The sequence below is a fragment of the Lentzea sp. NPDC092896 genome (genome assembly GCF_044754905.1).
In the GTDB taxonomy this organism is placed as follows: domain Bacteria; phylum Actinomycetota; class Actinomycetes; order Mycobacteriales; family Pseudonocardiaceae; genus Lentzea.
In genome coordinates this window covers 616,786-637,642 of the sequence record NZ_JBIVPX010000001.1, presented here as the reverse complement: position 1 = coordinate 637,642, position 20,857 = coordinate 616,786, and the positions used below count along the sequence as shown (strand labels likewise).

Annotated in this window: 11 protein-coding genes; 7 read left to right on the top strand and 4 right to left on the bottom strand. The window is 70.2% G+C overall.

What is annotated here, in order from left to right:
* Nucleotides 1-66 precede the first annotated feature (66 nt).
* A complete protein-coding gene (locus ACIQF0_RS03110) occupies nucleotides 67-555 on the top strand; it encodes a heme-binding protein (protein WP_401023846.1) in 489 nt (162 codons plus the stop codon).
* 1 nt (nucleotide 556) lies between these two features.
* Here the strand turns inward: ACIQF0_RS03110 and ACIQF0_RS03105 are convergent, their stop codons facing one another.
* On the bottom strand, nucleotides 557-940 hold the full coding sequence (locus tag ACIQF0_RS03105; protein ID WP_401023844.1) for a hypothetical protein: 384 nt from the start codon (nucleotides 938-940) through the stop codon (nucleotides 557-559).
* 98 nt (nucleotides 941-1,038) lie between these two features.
* Between ACIQF0_RS03105 and ACIQF0_RS03100 the strand changes: the two genes are divergently transcribed.
* Nucleotides 1,039-1,863 (top strand): class II glutamine amidotransferase, encoded by an 825-nt coding sequence (locus ACIQF0_RS03100; RefSeq protein WP_401023843.1) that lies wholly within the window; start codon nucleotides 1,039-1,041, stop codon nucleotides 1,861-1,863.
* An 87-nt stretch (nucleotides 1,864-1,950) separates the two neighbouring features.
* A complete protein-coding gene (locus ACIQF0_RS03095) occupies nucleotides 1,951-2,532 on the top strand; it encodes a DUF4360 domain-containing protein (RefSeq protein WP_401023842.1) in 582 nt (193 codons plus the stop codon).
* Here ACIQF0_RS03095 and ACIQF0_RS03090 read toward each other — a convergent pair.
* Nucleotides 2,477-3,760: a glycosyltransferase 87 family protein gene (locus ACIQF0_RS03090; RefSeq protein WP_401027669.1), complete on the bottom strand. Its 1,284-nt coding sequence runs from the start codon at nucleotides 3,758-3,760 to the stop codon at nucleotides 2,477-2,479. The genes ACIQF0_RS03095 and ACIQF0_RS03090 overlap by 56 nt on opposite strands.
* A gap of 105 nt (nucleotides 3,761-3,865) precedes the next feature.
* Between ACIQF0_RS03090 and ACIQF0_RS03085 the strand changes: the two genes are divergently transcribed.
* The 4 genes from ACIQF0_RS03085 to ACIQF0_RS03070 are packed head-to-tail and all read left to right on the top strand — an operon-like array spanning nucleotide 3,866 to nucleotide 8,727.
* Nucleotides 3,866-4,906 (top strand): acyltransferase family protein, encoded by a 1,041-nt coding sequence (locus tag ACIQF0_RS03085; RefSeq protein WP_401023840.1) that lies wholly within the window; start codon nucleotides 3,866-3,868, stop codon nucleotides 4,904-4,906.
* Between the two features lie 50 nt (nucleotides 4,907-4,956).
* A complete protein-coding gene (locus ACIQF0_RS03080; protein WP_360030796.1) occupies nucleotides 4,957-5,493 on the top strand; it encodes an RNA polymerase sigma factor in 537 nt (178 codons plus the stop codon).
* On the top strand, nucleotides 5,486-6,517 hold the full coding sequence (locus tag ACIQF0_RS03075) for a CU044_5270 family protein (RefSeq protein ID WP_401023838.1): 1,032 nt from the start codon (nucleotides 5,486-5,488) through the stop codon (nucleotides 6,515-6,517). Before ACIQF0_RS03080 ends, ACIQF0_RS03075 begins: the two co-directional genes overlap by 8 nt.
* A gap of 23 nt (nucleotides 6,518-6,540) precedes the next feature.
* Nucleotides 6,541-8,727 (top strand): ATP-binding protein, encoded by a 2,187-nt coding sequence (locus tag ACIQF0_RS03070; protein ID WP_401023837.1) that lies wholly within the window; start codon nucleotides 6,541-6,543, stop codon nucleotides 8,725-8,727.
* A 61-nt stretch (nucleotides 8,728-8,788) separates the two neighbouring features.
* On the opposite strand, the gene ACIQF0_RS03065 is transcribed toward ACIQF0_RS03070, so the two are convergent.
* Together ACIQF0_RS03065 and ACIQF0_RS03060 are read right to left on the bottom strand one after the other, a co-directional pair.
* Nucleotides 8,789-14,134: an RHS repeat-associated core domain-containing protein gene (locus ACIQF0_RS03065; protein WP_401023835.1), complete on the bottom strand. Its 5,346-nt coding sequence runs from the start codon at nucleotides 14,132-14,134 to the stop codon at nucleotides 8,789-8,791.
* A 50-nt stretch (nucleotides 14,135-14,184) separates the two neighbouring features.
* The gene (locus tag ACIQF0_RS03060) at nucleotides 14,185-20,781 is read right to left on the bottom strand and encodes a LamG-like jellyroll fold domain-containing protein (RefSeq protein WP_401023833.1); all 6,597 of its coding nucleotides are present in this window, start codon (nucleotides 20,779-20,781) and stop codon (nucleotides 14,185-14,187) included.
* Nucleotides 20,782-20,857 lie beyond the last annotated feature (76 nt).

Sequence of the window (20,857 nt, the reverse complement as noted above, 5' to 3'; positions counted from 1 at the left end):
GGGTTGAACCGAGGTTCAACCGTCACCACCAGGGAAAACCGCGCTGGTCAGCGCATCGTTGGTGCCATGGACCTCAAGAAGATCGCAGTCGCCACCCTCGTCGTGCTGAGCATCGGCGGCGGCTACGCGGCGGCCGACCAGCGCACCACCACCCGCACCGAGAAGGTGCTGACCATCGACGCGGCCGTCAGGGCGGCTCAGGCCACCCTCGACGCGGCCGAGAAGGAGAACCAGCGCGTCACCGTGGCCGTCGTCGACCGCAGCGGCGACCTGGTGGTGCTGCTGGCCGGGGACGGCGCGGGCCCGCAGACCGAGGAGTCGGCGCGGCGCAAGGCGTTCACCGCGGTGTCGTTCAACGCGCCGACCTCGGAGCTCGCCGGCCGCGTCACGGGCCAGGGCGCGACGCTGCGGGACATCCCGGGCACGTTGTTCCTGGCCGGCGGCGTGCCGGTGGCGGTCGACGGGACGTCGGTCGCGGGCATCGGTGTCGGCGGCGCGCCCAGCGGTGACCTGGACGAGAAGTTCGCGAAGGCCGGTCTCGCGACCCTGCGGTGAGTCAGCGGCGCCGTTCGGTCGCGCCCCAGCCGGGATTGATCCGGTCGGTCGCCTCGGGGTCGACGGCGTGCCTGGCGACGTGCTTGCCGGGCTTCGGCTTCTTGCTCATCAGCATGAGCGCGACGGCCACGATCAGCCCGATCGTGGCCAGGCCGGTGGCGACGGCGCGGGCGGCCGGGTGTTCGAGGACCAGCGTGCTGATCGTCAGGGCCAGCACGAGCGCGGCGATCGGGCCGATGACGGCGATGTCCGAGCGTTCCTCGGGCTCCTGGGCGGGCTCCGGCGGGGGCGTGACCTGCACGACCGGCGCGTACACCTCGATCGTCTCGAAGTTCCCGCGCGGCTGCTCGTAGGGCGGGGGCCGTAAGCCGGGAGGGACCGTCACCTCCGTCATGCTGCCCGAGGAAGGCGCGCCGCCGCAAACCTCGCCTTTCACATGATGTACGTGTTCCCATGTAACGCCTGGTTATAGGGAGGTTCGTCATGTGCCGGTGGCTCGCGTACTCCGGTTCTCCGGTGCTGCTGGAGGAACTGCTCTACGCGCCGGAGAACTCGCTCGTCATGCAGTCCAAGCACGCAAAGCTGGGCGCGACGGCGGTGAACGGTGACGGGTTCGGCATCGGCTGGTACGGCAGCACGAGCACTCCCGGCCTCTTCCTGAGCACCGAACCGGCGTGGAACGACCGCAACCTGCGGGAACTGTCCGCGCAGATCACCGTCGACCGGGTGTTCGCGCACGTGCGGGCCTCCACGGGCGGCGCGGTGCAGCGGTCGAACTGCCACCCGTTCCGGCACGACAACTGGTTGTGGATGCACAACGGGCTGATCGCCAAGTTCCCGCTGGTGCGGCGCGAGCTGATGCTGGCGATCGACCCGGTGCTGTTCCCGCTGATCGAGGGGTCGACGGACTCGGAGGTCATGTTCTACCTGGCCATCAGCTTCGGCATGGAGCAGGACCCGCCGGCCGGGATGGCCCGCATGGTCGAGTTCGTCGAGGACGTCGGCAGGCGCGCGGGCGTCGAGTACCCGGTCCAGATGACGGTCGCGGTCACCGACGGCTCGACGACCTGGGCGTTCCGCTACTCGAGCCGCGGCAAGTCGCGGAGCCTCTTCCACAGCACCGACGTGTCGACGTTGCGCCGCCAGTACCCGGACAACCCGGCGCTGCACCACCTCACCGACGACTCGCGGCTCGTCGTGTCCGAACCGCTGGCCGACCTGGTGGGGGCGTGGCAGGAGGTGCCGGAGTCGACGTGCGTGGTGGTCAGGACCGGCGTCGAAGAGGAACTCGTGCCGTTCAAGCCGTGAATCGTCAGGTGACCGTCAGTTGACGAACCGCGATTCGTCATAGCGTCTGGTGCTGCCGCCGCCACGGACCCCTCGGAGAGGTTCCTCATGCTCACCACGGCAGCGGCAGCACTCATCGCCCTATCCGCCCTCGCACCCGCCGAAGAAGCCCCGGCACCCGTCCTGGAGGTTGTGACCGTCAACGGTTCGGGGTGCCCGGCGGGCGACGCCGACGTCCAGACCGACGGCCGGACGTTCACGATCGGCTACCACACCTTCCTGGCACGGGCGGGCAACGACTCGTCCCCGCTCGACCAGCGCAAGAACTGCCAGATCAACCTGCGGGTGAACGTGCCGGAGGGCTTCACCCACGGCCTGGCGAGAACCACCTACGAGGGCTACGCGCACCTCCAGGACGGCGCGACCGGACTGAGCCGGGTCAGCACCTACCTGCAGGGCACCTCGCCCACCGCCACGGTGAGCCGGCCGTTCACCGGGCCGTTCAGCGACAGCTGGCAGACCCACTACCGGCCGGGCTCGGCCGAGATCCAGTGGGCGCCGTGCGGTGAACGGCGCAACATCAACATCAACGCCGAGGTCCGCGTCGCGCTCGGGTCGGCGGACCCCGACCGGCTCAACTTCGCGATCGTGGAATCCAGTCGCGGCGCGGTCCGGGTGAAGCGCTGCTGAGCTCCCGCCTGGTGGCGGTGATCGCCGCCGCCACCAGGCCGATGATCGCGACCCACGTGTACGCGTCGCCGTAGACGTGCTCCTGCCACGACCACAGCATCTCCTTGTCGCCGGTGCTCGGCAGCCACGTGAAGGGCTGCACCAGGAAGATCACCAGCAACGCGCCGAGCGTCGGCCACGCCCAGCTCCTGCGGGCGAAACCCAGCGCCAGGAACGCCGGAACGCACCAGACCCAGTGGTGCGACCACGACACCGGTGAGACGAGCAGGCCCGCCGTCGCGATCGCGGTCAGCGCGGCGACCTCGGTGCGGGCCCCGTGCGCGGCCACGACCGCGAGCGTCACGACGATCAGCGACAACCCGAGCCACAGCAACGACTCCGCGTGCTCGCCGGGGTTGATCCGGTGCAGCACACCGCGCAACGACTGGTTCGCCATGTACGCGAGACCACCGGCCCGGCTCGGGTCGAGCAGCGCGTGGAACCAGAACTCGGCGGAGTCCTTGGCGGCGAACAGGAATCCCAGCGCCGCCATACCGGCGAACGCGACCGCCGACATCGCGGCCGCCCGCCACTCCCTGCGCACCAGGAAGTACAGCAGGAAGATCAGCGGGGTCAGCTTGATCGCGGCGGCCACGCCGACCAGCAGGCCGCGGAACCTCGGGTCGCGCACGGCCAGGCAGTCCACCACGACGAGGGCCATCAGCAGCAGGTTGATCTGTCCGAAGAGGAGCGTCGAGATCACCGGTTCCAGTGCCACCGCGAGGATCGCGACGGCGGGCCCGACGGTCCACACGACGTTCGAGCGCTGGGTCAGGCGTGCGGTGACGAGAACGCTCACCGCCGACAGGCACAGGAAGTTCACCACGACGACGAGCGAGTTCGCCGCCCACACCGGCAGGAACGTCAGGCCGCTGAAGAGCACCGCCGCGATCGGAGGGTAGGTGAACGGCAGCCGCGGGCCGTCCAACGCGCCGGGGAAGTCGACGTAGAGCGCCTGTCCCTGCAGCCAGGCCACCCCGCCGGTGCGGTACACCTGCAGGTCGAGGAAGTAGAAACCCATGCCGATCAACGAGATCGGCAGCGCGGCCAGTGCCACGAACCACAGCACGCGCACGACCCCGCGTGCGGCCACCCAGCGGTGCCGGGTCAGCAGTCGTCTCCTGCCGGACTCGAACGCGCCGGCGGACATCGGCGGGACCTCGTCGGCGAGCCCTCTGATCAACAGCATCTCGTTCACGACTACTTCTTGGCCGGATCGCGGATCAGCGTTTCAATGAAGGGAATGTGACAGTCCTCATGGGAACGCTCCGGGGGTCATCGACCACGAGGGGACATGACCCACGAGCAGTTCCTTGCGCTGAAGCGCTTTCCCGCGCTGGACGGCGTGCGCGCCATCGCCGCGTTGATGGTCGTGTTCTTCCACTACGGCGGGCCGGGCTTCCTGCAGGGCTGGCTCGGGGTCCAGATCTTCTTCGTGCTGTCCGGGTTCCTGATCACCACGTTGCTGCTGCGCGAACAGGCCCGCGACGGCCGGATCGACCTGAAGGAGTTCTACCGTCGCAGGGCGTTCCGGATCCTGCCGGTCTACTTCGTGGTCCTGCTCGTGACGGCGGCGGGCCTGCTGGTCGCCGGGCAGTTCTGGCAGAACCCGCTCGGCCGCGACTTCCCGCTGTACCTGGTGTTCCTCAACGAGTTCGGGCACGGCGGCGCGTACGGGCAGTCGTGGTCCCTTGGCGTGGAACAGAAGTTCTACCTCGTGTGGCCGTTGCTGGCGTTCGCGCTGCTGCCGCGGTGGCGTCCGGCGGTGACCGTCGGGCTGATGGCGCTCGCGTTGGCCGTGGTGCCGTTCACCGTGTCATCCGACCCCAAGGGCTGGTCGGTGCACTACTTCACGGTGCTGGTCGGGTGTGCGCTGGCGATGCTCATGAACAGCAAACGGGGGTTCGCGGTGGTCAGGCCGTTCATGACGCCGTGGGTGATCTTGCTGTTCCTCGGCGTGCACCTGTCGGTGCCGTACATCTCCGGCGCGCTGGACGGCGCGATCCCCGGTTTCGTGTCGGTGGTGCCGATCTACGCGGTCGCCGTGGGGCTGATGCTGCCCGCGCTGCTGGCGCCGGGATGGGTGCAACGGCTGCTGTCGGCTCGCCCGATGGTGTGGCTCGGCGAGCGGTCGTACTCGATCTACCTGGTGCAGTCGATCGCCCACTCGATCGTGCTGCTCGCGGGCGCGTCAGGCCTGGTCATGGCAGTGTCGACGTCGGTGGTGGCGATCGGGATCGCCGATCTGACCTACCGGTTCGTCGAGCTGCCGATGATCAGGCGAGGCAGGTCACACCGTCCGGCCGGGAACGCGTTGGCACCGATCGGCCAATAGTTTCCGTGAGCACCGAGACCGCGCCACCGGCGCGAACAGGAGGGCCGGGGGTGACGAAGCCTCTGGACAGGGACGCCTGGGTCGAGTTGTACGACCGGCACGCCCGCGACCTGCACCGCTATCTGGCGCTGCGGGTGGACGCCGCGATCGCGGACGACCTGGTGTCCGAGGCGTTCCTCATCGCCTGGGAACGCCGTGAGAGCTTCGACCCGGCCCGCGCGAGCGTCAAGGCGTGGCTGTTCGGGATCGGGACGAACCTGCTGCGCCAGCACGTGCGCTCCGAGGGCAGACGCCTGCGGGCCTGGGCGCGCGACCACGGCAGGCGCGCGGTGGCCGACCACGTCGACGAGCGCACGGCGTCGGTGGTGGACGCCAAGTCGCTGCTGAGCGACCTCGGCGAGACGCTCGCGGACCTGCGGCCGGAGGAACGGGACGTGCTGCTGATGGTGGCGTGGGCCGATCTGAGCGCGGCCGAGGTCGCCGAGGTGACCGAGACGCCGGTGGCGACGGTGCGGACCCGGTTGTTCCGGGCGCGGGCCAAGCTGCGGGCGAAGATCAACGGACAGGAGGGTGACGACGATGCGTGACGTGACTCGTCAGGTCGAGGACGAGACGGTCAAGTGGGCGATGTCGGACGTCGCCCCGATGAGCGACGAGGCGTTCGACCGCGGCCGTGCCGCCCTGCTCGCGCGCATCGACGCCGAGAAGTCCGGCGAGGTCGTCGCACTGGCACCTCGTCGAAGGCGCCGGATCCCGGTGGTGGCCGCGGCCGCCGCGATGGTCGTGATCGCGGGCGCGGCGCTGATCGCCCCGTCGATGATGTCGCGCGACAAGGGCCCGAGCGTGGGCAGCGCCGCCGCGGCCGAGCTGCTCAACCAGGCCGCGAACCTCACCGGAGACGCGCAGCTCCAGCCCGGCCAGTACCTCTACGTGTCGCAGAACGCACGGTGGTCGATGACCGAGTACGACCACAGGTGGATGTACCTGCAGGACTTCGAACTGCAGACGTGGATCCCCGCGGACCGCAGGGGCACCTGGCTCTACCGGCACCACTCGGTGGGCGACCGGCAGTACCTGATCGGCTCGGTGGCGGACCTCTCGCCCGCCGACCTGACGTCGCACCTGGACGGCAGCGAGGAGTACCGGTCCGAGGGCGGTCCGGCGCTGCACGACAAGATCAAGGCCGGCTTTCGCGACCCGTCACCGGAGTACCTCGCCTCGCTGCCGGCCGACCCGAAGGAGCTGTACCGCAAGCTCCGCGCCGAGGTGTCGGGCGACGAGGGCCTGGGCTTCCTGCAGATGGTCAACGACGGCCTGGACACCGGCGTGTACCCGGCGGCCGTGCGATCGGCGGTCTACCAGGCGCTGAGCTTCCTGCCGAAGCTGGAGATCGTCGAGAAGGCGGCCGTGATCGGCGACCGCTCGGGCACCGCGCTCGGCGTCACCGAGAACGAGACGACCGAGCAGATCGTCATCGACCAGGCGACCGGCGAGTACCTCGGGTCCCGCACGGTGCTGGCGAAGGACGCGTGGGGCCTGAAGCAGGGTCAGGTCATCGGCACCACGTCGGTGACGACGAAGGTGGTGGCGGGGCTGGGACTCGCTTCCTGACGTCGTTGCGCCCTGGTAGGAACGTGCGTGTGGAAGATCGGTTCGCGACGGTGATGCGGCGGTTCCGGCTGCGGGCGGGACTCACCCAGGACGAGCTGGCGCGGCGGTCCGGCGTCTCGGTCAGCACGATCCGCGGCATGGAGACCGGCAAACGCCGCAACCCGCAACTCACGTCGGTGCGGCAGCTCTCGGCCGCGCTCGGGCTGGCCGACGGCGAGCAGGACGAGCTGCTGGCGGCCGCCGCCGGGCGTCCGGTGGTGGCGACGCCGGTGCCGCGCCAGCTGCCCGCGCCGCCGTCGCCGTTCGCGGGACGGCAGGACGTGCTCGACCGGCTCGGCACCTCGGGCATCTCCGTCATCTCGGGTGCGGGCGGGATCGGCAAGTCCTGGCTCGCGTCGCACTGGGCGCACCGCAACGCCGCGCGGTTCCCCGACGGTCAGCTCTTCGTCGACCTGCGCGGGTTCAGCCCTGGCAGCGCACCGATGGATCCCGCGGCCGCCATCCGGGGGTTCCTCGACGCGCTGGGCGTCGAACCGAGCCGCCTCCCGGCCGACCCGCACGCGCAGGCGGCGATGTTCCGCGGCCTGGTCGCGGACCGCCGCGTGCTGCTGGTGCTGGACAACGCCGCCGACACCGCCCAGGTCGTGCCGCTGCTGCCGGGCGCCGGCACGTGCGCGGTCGTCGTCACCAGCCGCAGCACGCTCACCGGGCTGATCACCGGACACGGCGCGCACCACATGTCCGTCGGCACGCTCACCGCGGACGAGGCCGCCAGCGTGCTGACGGCCCGGCTCGGTTCCGCGCGGGTCGAGGCGGAGCCGGACGCCGCCGCCGAGTTGATCGGTCTGTGCGGCGGCTTCCCGCTGGCGCTGAGCATCGTCGCGGGCCGGGCGTGCGTGCAGCCGCACCTGGCGCTGGCGGCGCTCGCCCTCGAACTGCGCGAGAGCACCCTGGACGCGCTCGACGACATCGACCCGGCCGCGAGCCTGCCCGCGGTGCTCTCGTCCTCGTACCGCGCCCTGACGGCCGAGCAGGCCGAGGTGTTCTCGTTGCTCGCGATCGCGCCGGGCCCGGACATCAGCCTGCCCGCGGCGGTGAGCCTGACCGGTCTCGGCGAGCACCGCACCCGGACCGTGCTGCGCGCCCTGACGCAGGCCTCGCTCGTCGTCCAGGACGCGGACGGCCGCTACCGCATGCACGACCTGATCCGCCGCTACGCCACCGACCTGGCCGGCGACACCTCCGTTGCGCTGCAACGACTGCTGGACTTCTACGCACACACCGCCGCTGCCGCCGACGCCGTCGTGGAGACCCACCGCCACCTCATCGAGCTGGTCCCCTCGGACACCACTCCGCTGCCGATGCCCGACATCGGCACGGCCATGGCGTGGTTCACCGCCGAGCACGCCACCCTGCTGGCCGCGCAACGCGTCGCGGCCGAACGCTCCTGCCACGCGAGGGCGTGGGAGATCGCCTGGGCGCTCAACAACTTCCACTACCGCCAGGGACACCGGCACGACCAGCTGTCCGTCTGGCGAACCGGCGCCGCCGCCGCGGCCCACCTGAACGACCCGATCTCCCTGGCGCTCGCCCTGCGCCTGCTGGGCCGCGCACTGGTCGTGCTCGGCCACAACGAGGAGGCGATCACGCACATGCGACGCGCCCTCGAACTGGCGGAGCAACAGGGCGACGCGGCACACCAGGGCCACGCCCACTACACCCTCGCCTCGGCCTGGGAACGCGAAGGCGAGGACCGCACAGCACTGGACCACGCCCGTAAGGCGCTCACGCTCTACCGCACTGTCGACCAACCGGCCTGGGAAGGCAACGCGCTCAACGCCGTCGGCTGGTACCACGCCCGCCTCGGCGAACACGACGCCGCGCTGGAACACTGCCACACCGCCCTCGCGTTGTACCAGCGAATCGAGGACCTGGGCGGCCAGGCGCAGACGCTGGACAGCCTGGGGTTCACCGAACACCAGCGCGGCACGTACGCCGAGGCCATCGGCCGCTACCGGGAATCCATTGCGCTGTACCGGGTTCTCGGCAACCTCGTCGAGACGGCCGACACCCTCGAACGGCTCGGCGACTCGCACTTCGCCTCGGGAGAACGTGCTGAGGCGCGTTCGGTGTGGGAGGAAGCGGTGGAGTTGTACCGGCAGCAGGGACGCACCGACGAAGCGTCGTTGCTGGAGAAGCGGCTGTCCTGAACGGTGAGGAGGACGGCGCGTGGGGTCCCGCGCCGTCCTCCTCCGTTCAGCGGTCAGGGGTTTAGAACATCGCCCACCCCTTGCCGTTGCCCTGGTGGATCAGGCCGTCGGAGGTCTCGTACTTGCCGCCCGGGCCCATGTCGGCGGCGCTGTTCACCGGCTTGCCGTTCTTGTCGTAGTAGTTGTTCTTGCCCTTGTTCTTCATCTTGGGCTTGCCGGTGCCGAGCCCGGTGCCGGCGTACTTCGGGTCGGGCTTGTGCTGCGCGCCCTTGGCCAGGTTGAACAAGGTGAACACCGGCCCGAGGAGTTCGCCGCCCGTGCGGAAACCCTCGTGCATCCAGTGGAGGACGTCCGGCGCGTAGCGAACGAGCTTCATGGCGTCCCTGGCGGCCGGCGGCGTGGCGAGGGCCAGAGCCGCGAGCACGATCTTCTCCGGATCGCCGTCCTCGATGGCGATGGCCAGGTCGACCCCGGCGATCACCATCGAGACTCCGAACAGGATCCCCCTCGCCTGGTTCGGCAGCTGCGGAATCAGCGACGCGACCCCGGCACCGGCACCCACCAGGCTGATGGCGACGTGGTTCTCCTTGATCCAGTCCCAGGTGTCGAGGGACGCCATGCTCAGCTCGAACAGCCGCTGCGGGTCCCCCAGCACCAGGTCGTCGATCCAGTCCCACAGACCGGTCGAGTCCGACTTGGTGATCGGGCTGTTGCCCGCGTAGGTGTAGCCGTTCATCTGCTGGGAGTCGTTCGGTGCCAGGACCGGGTCCACTGAGAGGAACCGTCCCAGCGCCGCGTCGTAGGCCCTGGCACCGAGCTGGGTCAGCCCGGTCGACGTGTCCACCGTCCCGCCGACGAACCCCTTGCCGCCGGGGAACGAGACGGACTCACCCCGCGCCCCGCCGAACGGCAGCTGCCGTCGCCGCGACACCGACAGGTCACCGCTGCGCACGGCGATCTGCGCCGTGCCCTGGTGATCGTTGCCGAGCCACACGACGCCGCCGCGATCACGCATCGCGACCGTGGTGCCGCCGTGCTGGTAGTACCGGGTCCCCTCCAGTTTGCCGGTGGACCTGACCAGCCGCAGTTCCTGACCGGGCAGGTACAGCGTGATCGCCGCACCGTCCCGCTTGATCAGTTGTTCGCCGCTCACGCCGTGGACGAACTCGGTCGTCCTGGTGCCCTCGGTGACCTTGACGAGGTTGCCTTCGGCGTCCCAGTCGAGAGTCTGCCCGGGACGCCCGGTCGTGTTGCCGGCTGCGTCGTAGGCGTACGCCTCGTTCCTGGTGCCGGAAGGCGACTTCGTCTCGACCGACTTCACCTGGTGCGCGCCGCCCGGAGCCGGGAACGTGCCGGTGCGGACGGTGTCTCCGCCCGAGGCGTGCTGGGTCTCGGTGAGTCGGTTGCCGGTCTTGTCGTAGGTGTAGGAGTGCCAGTAGGGAGCCGGTCCGGACAACGCCGCGGTGCTCGGGTTCGTGGCGCACCCGTTGCCGGGCGTCCACGCCTCCGTGATGCGCTGCAACGCGTCCATGCGGAAGCACTGCACCTCGTCCCGGTCCGCGACGGACACCAGGTTGCCGGAGTCGTCGTAGGAGAACCTGGCATCGGACTGCATCGGGTTCGGGACCTCGGCGTCCACAATGGATCGCTCCAGCCTGCGGGTGTTCGTGTCGTAGTAACGCGACAACCACACGCGCTTGCCCGCGTCACCGAGCTGGGTGCGGGCGAGTTCGCCGTACCGGGTGTAGTTCGTCTCGGTGACGACGTCCCACTGCTGGTCTCCGATCTGCGAGGACGTCGTGCTGCTCTGGCCGAGATCGTCGTAGGAGTAAGTCACCGTCTCCGCGGACAGGTCACCGATCGCGGCGAAGGTCGTGCCCGACAGGCTCCCGTCCTGGTTGTACTTCTGGTAGGAGGTGTAGCTGCCGGCGAGCGTCTGCTCCGACTTCGGGATGGTGACGGTCGTGCCCAGCGACAGGCCCGTCGCGTTGTAGCCGATGACCTCCGACTTGTACGCGTTGCCACCGGCGAAGTGCGTTTCGGTCGCGGGCAGGCCGACGCCACGCGCAACGGTGTCGTAGGTCCTCTCCGACAGGACGGTCTCACCCTGGCGGGTCTTCGTGCGGCGTCCCACGGCGTCGTTCTCGTGCGTCACCGCGACGCCACGCGCGTCGATGGTGCCGATCAGCCTTCCCTCGTCGTCGTAGGACATCTGTGTGGTGCCGCGGTCCGGGGACTCCTCCTTCACCTTGCGGCCGCGCAGGTCGTAGGTCCACCGCCACACGCTGCCCGCCGGGTCGGTGACGGTCGCCAGGTCGCCGGACGGCGTGTAGGTGTACTTGGTGGTGTCGTTGGCCTGCTTGCTTTCCACGACCTCGTCGCGGGCGTTGGTGACGGTTTCGCGCACCGTGCCACCCGCCGGTGGGGTGACCACCGTGCGGTTGCCGAAGTAGGCCGTGCGGGTGCTCCACCTGTCGGCGGCGCCGGCCTTGGTCGTGACCTCGGTCGGACGGCCCGCGCCGTCGTACTTCGTCACCTCCTGCGAGGGGATGTCCACGTCGCTCGCCACCCACAGCTTGTCGTCGACCGCGCTGTCGGTGAAGTACGGCCTGGTGGTCCTGGCCTTGCGGCCCTGCGAGTCGTAGCGGGTGTCGGTGATCAGGCGGCCGCCGCCGTGCGCGGGTGACTGCACCTGACGCGGGCGCAGGAGGCCGTCGTAGATCTCGTTGGTGTCGATCGGGGTGCCGTTGGCGCCGATCCTGGACGTGGACACGACGGTGGGCGCGTCCTTGCGGTGCTGGTAGCCGAACTTGACGGTGCCGCGGGTGCCGGACGAGCGGTCGCGGTTGGGGAGCCACACCTCGGTGCGGCGGCCCAGTGCGTCGTAGGTCGTCTCGGTCCTGCGGTCGTTGGCGTCGACGCTCGCGGTCTCCTGGCCGAAGAACGGTTCCGTCGTCACGGTCGTCTTGTGTCCCAGCGGATTGGTGACGACCGTGTCCTTGGCTACGCCGGCGGACGGCGAGAACGCCGTTGTGGTGATCTTGCCCAGTGCGTCGCCCGACGACGTGACACGTCCGTACGTGTCGTAGCCGGCGGTGGAGGACAGCGCCCACACCGGGCCGGCGGCCGGGCGTTCCCGTGCGACCTCGACCCTGGTGACGTCACCGGCCGTCGGTGCCTCCCCGAAAGCCCTGCCGTCGAACGCGTTGCGCGTGTCGCTGATCGCGTCGGCGGGGAACTGCGCGGTGACGGTGCACGCCGCCGAGACCACCTCGACGCGCGACACCGGGGTGAGCAACCACTTGTCGGTGTTGCGGGCGTAGGTGTTCCGCGTGCACTTGTCGTCGTCCGCCGTCGACGTGTCGCCGAGGTCGTTCACCGACAGCAGTTGTGCACGGTCGTCGTAGGCGCGTTCCGTGCGCGTGACCCGCCGGGGAGCTCCCGTGATGGTCGTGAACACGGATTCGTTGCCCTGCTGCACGATGTAGGCCTTGCGCGCACCACGGGCGGCGGTCGGGCCCTGCACCGCGAACGTCCTGGTCGCCTTCTCGACGAGCGCCTCGGTGTCGCCGAGCCGCGTCTGCGACTCGTACTCCTGGCCGCGCAGCCACTCGTCGTCGGTGCGGATCATGCTCTCCGAGTCGGTGAACCTGCCGCCCATGCCGCGGTGGAAGCGCTTTTCGGTCAGCGTGACCGGGCCGTACGGGTCGTCGGCCTTGCCGTGCCGGATCTGGACCCTGCCGAAGCCGCGGAACTGGTTCCAGGTCCGCCACTCCTCCTTGATCACCTCCGAGTCGTCGAGCGCCCACGCGGCGCCGTCGAGGTAGCTGTAGCGGCTCACCATCTCGGTGTTGGCCGAGATGCGGTCGGACCTCGTGACCTCCTCGACGACGTACTTGTGGAAGTAGTCGGTCCGCTCGGCGACCGTCCTGCTCTGCCACCTGGCCGGGAAGCAGCGCAGGGCGTTCGCCTCGGGCCTGGTCGGATCCGCCTTGCAGTCCGGCTCGGCGTACTTGATCGTCGTGACGCCACCGCTGTCGGACACGATGCCGGTGAGGCGGTAGCGCAGCAGCGGTCCGACGCCGTCGACCTTCATGACGCGGTTGGGCATCCGGGTGCCCTCGAACGTCACCTGCGGCAGCGGAACGGGCGTGCCGGCGAGGCCGGTGTGCGTGATGCCCCTGAGCCACAACGCGGCCTTCTCGCCGGCACCGACGCCGGTGCCGGGGTACAGCTGCTCGAGCTGCCAGCGGTCGGCGTCACTCCAGCCGGTGCCGTTCCACACCTTCGTGGTGATCTTGTCGAGCCGCTTGGTCGACCAGAACGTCGGCGCGTGCTTGTCCTTGCACGTCCCCGTGTCGCACTTGTCGTCCCACGGCACGTCCGGCCAGTTGTCCTTCTTGTCGGGCGTGCAGTTGCTGCCCGGGACGCACCGGTCGGCCGTGGCGAACTCGACGCGGCCGGTCGCCTGCTGACCGTCGCGATTGCCGTACTCGACCGACTTCAGGGTGCCGCCGCGCACGTAGGGGACGGCGGTGTCCTTGTTGTTGGCGCCGTACGAGTTCGTCTCCGGCGCGTAGGTGTAAGTGATCACGTTGCCGTGCCGGTCGATCACCCTGTCCAGGTTCCACCGCCAGACCTGGGTGCAGGACGACGCCGCGAAACTGGCGCCGTGGCACGGTTCCCGGTCGTCGTCGCCGTACACCGGCACGGTCCAGGCCGAGTCCTTGCGCGCGCCGAACAGGTACTGCGTCCCGTCCGGCGTGGTGATGCGCCAGTTCTCGCCGTCGTCGTCCCCGTTGTCGGCGTCGGTGAGGCGGTCGACGCGGGAGCCGTTGTCCTCACGCAGCCGGAAGCCGCCCGAGGTGTCGTCCCGGATCAGCTCACCGAACGACGACATCGCGTTGTCGGTCCGCCAGCACAGGTCGCCGGACTCCTTCGGCGGCGTGGTACCACCGGTCTTGTCGTCGGCGCACGCGCCGTAGGCCCGCTCGACGAAGCCCGCGGACAGGTCCCAGCCGTCACCCACCCAGGACGCCTGGTTGTTCGTCGCACTCGTTCGTCCGTCCACACTGGACGAGGAGTACCTCAGCGCGAGCTCCGGCTGGAACCCGCCCGGTGCCGGCGGCACGCGCAACGGGTAGCTCCAGCCGAACTCACCGGTGTTCGGTGTGACGTCCCAGGAACCCGACGGCGCCAACGGCGTCGCGGTGGGCGTGCCACCCCCTTCCGGCGCGGCACCCCCGGCCTGGTCGCCGTTCAACGCGTCGCGACTGGCCTGGTCCTGCGCTCGCCCGTCCATCTTCTGCTCGGTGACCGGCGCGGACGCCGTCCCCGGCAGCGGCACGGACGGACCGGCGGCCAGTGCCACCCCGGTGACCGTGGTGGTGAACACCGTCGCTGCCACGAGGACAGCCGATGTTCTGGTGAACAACCGCTTTCTCACTCTTCCCCCGTTCATTCGAACACCGCCGTCACGGCCGGGACCTCGGTCGGCACGAAGCCGATCGTCTGGGACGGGAACCCGTCGCAGTCGTCGGAGTTGGACACCATGGAGTCGCCGTCACCGCCGGGCAGCAGGCAGCGCCGCAGCTCGCGGTTCGCCACCCCCTGCGGTGCCGCGGTCCAGATCGAGCCGAGCGCGCCGAGCACCGTCTTGCCCTCGCAGGCGGAGTCGGTGGAGACGAACTGGTCGTAGGCACCGTTGCGGCAGCTGAACAACGGCCGCGTGCCCGGCTGCTCGGTGATCGCGAGCAGGCCGTGCGAGCCCTCGTAGCGGTAGCCCGGTGCCGCACCATCGGTGAGGCTCGCGTGCTCGTAGTACTCCAGCAGGTATCGGCCGAAGTCGGTGTAGGCCACCGAATAGCCGAGCAGCCCGTCCACCGTGGCACCGCCGCAGGTCGCGTCCCGGGAGTCGAACCGGTCGGCACCCTGACGGCACCGGTACAGCGCCGCGGTCGGCACGTTCTTCGGCTGGACCGTGTAGATCAGGCCGACGTCCCCGAGTTTCTCCACGCCCTCGCAGGAGTCCGCGGTGAACGCGTCGGCTCCGGAACGGCAGGCGTACACCGTCTTCGTGTTGTCACCGGGTGCGGCGGGCAGGCCCAGCGCCCGTTCCAGGTGATAGCCCTCCACCACCGCATCGGTGCGGCCGGTGAACCGGTCCCCCGCGGCGTTGACGAACCGGCCGAGCTGACCGCGTTCCGGCTTGGCGAACGTCGCCCGCTCGGCGATGCTCGGCTCGGTCGCCACGCCCTGGCCGTACCGGACCTCGTCGACCGCGCCGGGGAAGAACCCCGACGGCTGCCCGTTGGTCCTGTCCCTGCCCAGCACGATCTTGCCGGTCGGCTGCCACAGCACCACGTTGGTCTTGGTACCGGCCAGCTTTCCGTCGACGTACAGGCGCAGCTGCCTGCCCGCGTAGTCGTAGACGCCGTTGACGTGCGTCCACTCCCCCACCACCGGCGGGACGAGCGAGGCGGCGTAGGTCAGCGGGGCGCTGTCGGTGTCCGACGCCGCCGCACCGAAGATCCACCGCTTGAGGTCCGGCCGGTACTGCAGCACGAACCCGCTCATCCGGTCGCCGTCCTGGCTGACGATCGTCGCGACCCTGTCGTCACGGCTGAGCTTCGCCCACCCGGCGACCGAGAAGCTGTCCCTCATGGACAGTCCGTACGGCGTGACCGCGTGGCCGTTGACGCCGTCGAGCTGCAACGCCTTTCCACTGGGACCGGCACCGAAGCTCGTGCCGCCGTTGAGCGTCGCCTGGGCCTTGCGCCACGTGATGTCCTTGGCCGTGCCCTCGTCGAACCGGTAGAAGGCGAGGTCGCGGTCGGGGATGTCGTCGTGGATCCGGCGCGCCTCCCCGTCGCTGACGGCCTTCGAGAACACCCGAAGGTCGTCCACGCTGCCCTGGAAGAACGCGCCCTGCTTCGTCCTGGCCACCGTGAGCGGGCCGGACGACGGCAGCACCGTCACCCCGGTCTGCGCGCCGGACAGCAGGCCGTTGACGTACAGCCGCAGCTGCTTGAGGTTCGCGTCGTAGGACAGCGTCAGGTGCGTCCACTCGGCCACCAGCGCCGGCTCACCGGACGTGAGCACCTGCGCCGACGCGGTGTCCGTGTCGGCGGTCGGCGCGAACACCGCCCACTTCTTCGACGCGCCCTGGTAGCCGAGCGCGAACGCGCTGCGCCGGGTCGCGTCCTGAGCGACGACAGTCCGGTCGGACGTTCCCGCGTCGGTCAGGAAGGCCCACGCCGACACCGAGAAGCTCTGGCCGGTGTCGACCACCCGGGCAGCCGTCCCGCCAAAGCCCGAGGTGCCGTCGAACGCCGCCGCCTCACTGGCCGGGCCACCGCCCCAGCTCGCTCCGCCGGAGAACGTGACGCCCTGGCCGCGACCGCTGCTGTCGTCGCCGTTGCCGTTGAACCTCCAGTGCCCGGAGTCGGCCACCGGCAACGTGGTCGCGCCCTGCTCGGCCGGGTAGGCGCGGTGCAGCGCGGTGATGCGTTCCTTGTCGAGCTGCCCGGTGAAGAGCCGGACGTCGTCGACGTCGCCGCGCCAGAACTCCGCCGGGGCACCGGCGACCTTGCCACGGCCGATGACGAGCCCGCCGTTGGCGTGCCACGCGTTGCGCAGCGTGCCGTCACCGACGCGCACTCCGTCCACGTACAGCCACATCTTCTTCGCCGCCGGGTTGTAGACGCCGACGAGGAAGGTCCACTTGCCGACCTCGGACGGCAGCACCGACACCGCGGCCTTGGTGATCTCCGGCTGGGCGACGTCGGACTCCGGCATCTCGAACGTCCACGCGCCGAGCTGGTTGTTGTCGTCGTCGATCACGTGGCCGAGCCGGAACTTGCTGGTCTGCTTCTCGCCGTCGATGGTGACCGCGTCGGTGCGGCACACCCGCAGCGACGGCTTGCACTCCTTGGCGGGCAGGCGAACCCACGCCGAGACCGTGAACGCCTGGTCCGTGCGCACGTCCGTGCCCGTCGTCACGGCGGCACCGTTCGTGCCGTCGAACGCCGCGCCGTTGCCGACCCGGCCGGGAGCGAACGCCGCCCCGCCCGAGAGCGTCGCGCCGCGGGAACCCACGGCGTCGGCGGCGTTCCTGCCGCTCGACTCGTCCAGCGCGTAGTGGTGCACGAGCGTCAGGTCACGCCCGGCCATGGCCTGCACGTCGCCCGCGAACAGGGCCCGCGAGTAGACGCTGACGTCGTCGATCGACCCCTTGAAGTACTCGACCGGCGTCCGCCACAGCGCACGGCCGATCTGCAGGCCGCCGCCCGCGTTCCAGGACTGCGTGTGCGCGACCGAACCGGCCAGCACACCGTTGACGTAAAGCAGGATCTGCTTCGCACCGGCGTCGTGAACGCCGGCCAGATGCGTCCACTGTCCAACCTGGACAGAGCCGCCGACCGCCTCCGCCACCGACGCGGTGTCGGGGTTGTCGGCGCTGACCAGTGCCATGCTCCACTTGCCGTCCTTGGCGCGCAGCTTGAACGCGCTCGCCTTGGCGCCGTCCTGCGACACCACCGTGGCGAGGCCCGTCGTCTGGTCGGCCCGTGCCCACGCCGTGACCGAGAAGCTCCGGTCGGTGTCGATCGCGTGACCGGCGCCGACCGAGGCCGCGCCGTCGAGCCGCAACGCCAGGTCGGCGGGGTCCGGCATGCTGGACTGACCGCCCGCGTAGGCGATCGAGCCTGCCGCCGTGCCGTGCGAGCCACGGGGCGAGGAGTCCTGGGTGTTGCCGTCGAACTTCCAGTTGCCCGCGGTCACGTTGTCCCTGCCGACGATGCCGCGGACCTCCTCCTGCGCCACCGCCCGGCTGAACACGCGGACCTCGTCGACGCCGCCGCGCCACTCGTGACCGACGTTGCCGTGCCACTTGCCGCGGCCGACGAGCAGCGGACCGGTGGCGTTGAAGCCCTTCTCGCGCGGAGCGCTCGCCTCCAGCTCACCGTTGACGTACAGGCGGATCTGCCTGGCCTGCGCGTCGTAGACCCCGGTCAGGTGCGTCCACGTGCCGATCTGCGCACGGGAGGTGCTCCAGGTGCCGTCGGCCGGCTTGTCCTTCGCGTCCTCGCTGGGAAGCACGAACTCCCAGTTGCCGCCGCCGTCCATGCGCTGGCGGTAGCCGAGGTAGAAGCCGCTCATCACGGCGCCGTCCTGGGAGACGGCCGCATCGGGATGGCCGGGCTCCAGTTCCCTGTCCTGCCTGACCCACGCCGACACGGTGAAGCTCTGGTCGGTGCGCACGGCCGGTGCGCCGGTCGACACGAAGTCGCCGAGGTCGTCCAGCTGGAGGTACCCGTTGACCGCGCCGTTCTGCACGAACCGCCCGTTGCCCTGCAGGACACCGGAACTGCCGCCCGGCACCGAGTTCGCCGCGGTCCTGCCGTCGGCCTCGTCGAACTTCCAGTAGCCCACCTGGACGTTGTCGCGGCTGACCGCGGACCTGATCTCCGGCTCGGCCAGGATCCGGTCGTAGACCTTGACCTCGTCGACGGCGCCACCGAAGTAGTCCAGACCGGGGTGGTTGTCCCACATCGTGCGGCCGACACGCACCTGCCCCGTGGAGTCGACCGCCGGTGACGTCTTCGTCTTGGTGCCGGACAGCACACCGTTGACGTAGAGCCGCAACTGGTTCGTGGGCGCGTCGAACACCGCCGTCAGGTGCGTCCAGACCCCGATCTGCGCCGGGGACGACGACCACGCGGCGTCCGCCCAGATCTCCGTCGCGGCCTTGTTCTGGGCGGCGAACACCCAGCGGCCACCGTCGTCCGGCCGGTACCAGAGGGTGAAGCCGGCGAACTTGTCGCCGTCCTGGCTCACGATCGCCCGCGCGCCGGTCGCCTGGTCCACCTTCGCCCAGGCGGACACGGTGAAGCTCGCGTCCGTGCGAATGGTGTTGGGAGCGCTGGCATAGCCCGTGCTGCCGTCCAGCGCGAGGGACGAACCGACCGCACCGGGGACGTAGCTCGCGTTGCCGCTCAGCGTGCCGTGGCGGTCGCCGAGGAACGCGCTGTCCTGCGCGTTGCCGTCGAAGGACCACTGCGCCAGCGGACCGTTGCCCGCCCGGACGTTGATGTGCAGCTTCTTGGCAGGACTGCGATGTCCCGCCCGGTCGACGCTCTGCACGTAAAGGTCGCGCGGGCCGTCACCGGGCGGTGCGATGTCCAGCACGGCCTTACCGCCGAGCCTGTCCGCGTCGATCTGGGTCGACGGCGGGTCCGACCAGCCGTAGAGGTAGTGGTCCACATCGGACACTCCGGCGGCGTCGAACGTGAACCTGCCGGGCACGCCGACTCCGCCGTGCCAGCGGTTGTCGTCCCGGTAGAGAACGCTGGACACGTCCGGCGCCTTGTCGATGCCGACGCGGTCGACGATGAAACCGGGGCCGTTGCGCCAGTCGCCGCCGTCCGGGCCGTCGTCGCCCCACAGCGTCCAGCTCACCCGCTGGCCGTCGCGCGCTCGCAGGTCGAGCGTGTGGCTGAAGACGTTGCCGGAGTGCAGGGTCGGTCCCCGCCGGTTGTAGGCCGCGCCACCGTAGACGTCCCAGACCGCTTCCAGCTGCTCGTTCTCCGCGTCGGTCAGCTTGCCCTGCAACCGGATGGAGTCGTCGCCCGCGTACGGGACGCCGTCACACCACTTGCAGGCCCGCAGCGGCGGGTCCGTGGTGAGGCCGGTGGGCGCGTCCGGCCGGGTGTTGTACACGGCGTCGATCCGCACCGTGGCCAGGTCGTACTTGCGCCACGCCCGGTTGTCGCCCTCGTTGGCCGCCCGCAGCGAGTACACCGACCAGCCGTTGGGGTTGATGGACTGACCGATCGCGAACCCGGCCGGGGCGGGCCCCTTGCAGGCGGTCCCCACGGCGCCGGTGGAGACGTAGTCGGCGCCCGGCTGGTTGTTCCACGTCAGCTCGGACCCGATGGTGGCGTTCGCGATCCAGAGCTGGTGATCACGCGTGTTGTCGCAGTCGGGGCTGTAGACGGCGGACGCGTTCAGGGTGGCCTCGATGATCCGCTTGCCGCGCAGGAAGTCCGTGTTGAACTGGAAGTACGTCCTCGTCGAGCCGATGTCGCCGCTGCCGGTGCAGTTCGAGAGCCCGGAACAGGTGCCGACCTTGACCCAGCCGTCGTCCTCTCCGCCGTACCAGGCCCTGGTGTTCGGCTTGTTCCTGAAGACCTTCGCCCAGTCCTTGCTGTAGTTGTGCCACCAGTCGGGGTCGACGGTGACCGGGAACCTCGCCGCCGGATCGGTCAGCAGCTTCGTGTCCGGCTTCAGCGTCAGCGACGTGGCGTCGGCCTCGACACCGACCGGCGCACGCCGTTCCTCGCTCGCGTCCCACATCTCGGCGGGCGGCGTGGCGAAGGCGACCTCGCCCTTGTCGTCCACCGCCTCGATCCGGTCGCCCTCGGCGACGCGGACCGTCAGCCCCTCCGCGCTGAGCCCGAACTTCACCGACGCCAACGGCTGCGGCTTGTGCACCAGCAGGCGTTGTGTGACGCCACCGCCGCTCTGCGCCGTCAGCACGAGGTCGACGTCGGGCAGGACGCCGCGATAGGTGGCCGTGGCGCCGTCGAGCACCGGTGCCGGCAGCTCCGCGGGCCAGGTCATCGTCACCGACCGGCCGGGCGTGCCGAACCGCAGCAACGGCGTCTTGCCGCCACCGGAGAACACCAGGCCGGTGTCCACCGCCTTCGGCACGACGGTGCCGTCCGGTGCTGTTTCCAGCGTCGCGTCGAGCCCGGTCCACCTGCCGTTCTTCCGCGTCCGGACCGGAGCGGCGTTGAGCTGCGCCTTGAGGCTGCCGTCCGGCAACGCGGAGACGAGCCGGGTCGGCGTCGTCTGGTCGGTCACGACGACCGGCTGCCGCTGCCGCCGGGCGGCCTGCAGCGCGGTCTCGGTGTTCTCCGCCTCGGTGACGTTCGCCACCGGCGGTGGTTCCCCGTCCCACTTCGGCAACGACACGACGGTGATCGCCGTTGCCCCCAGTACGGCCACGAGCACGGCGGACAGCCGTCTCAGACCGGTTCTCCCTCGATCCACTTCGTCCGAACCCCCTCAGTTCAGCGCCGCCCGTCACCAGGGCGGACCGCGAAACATCGTCGGCGGGAAGCGATCA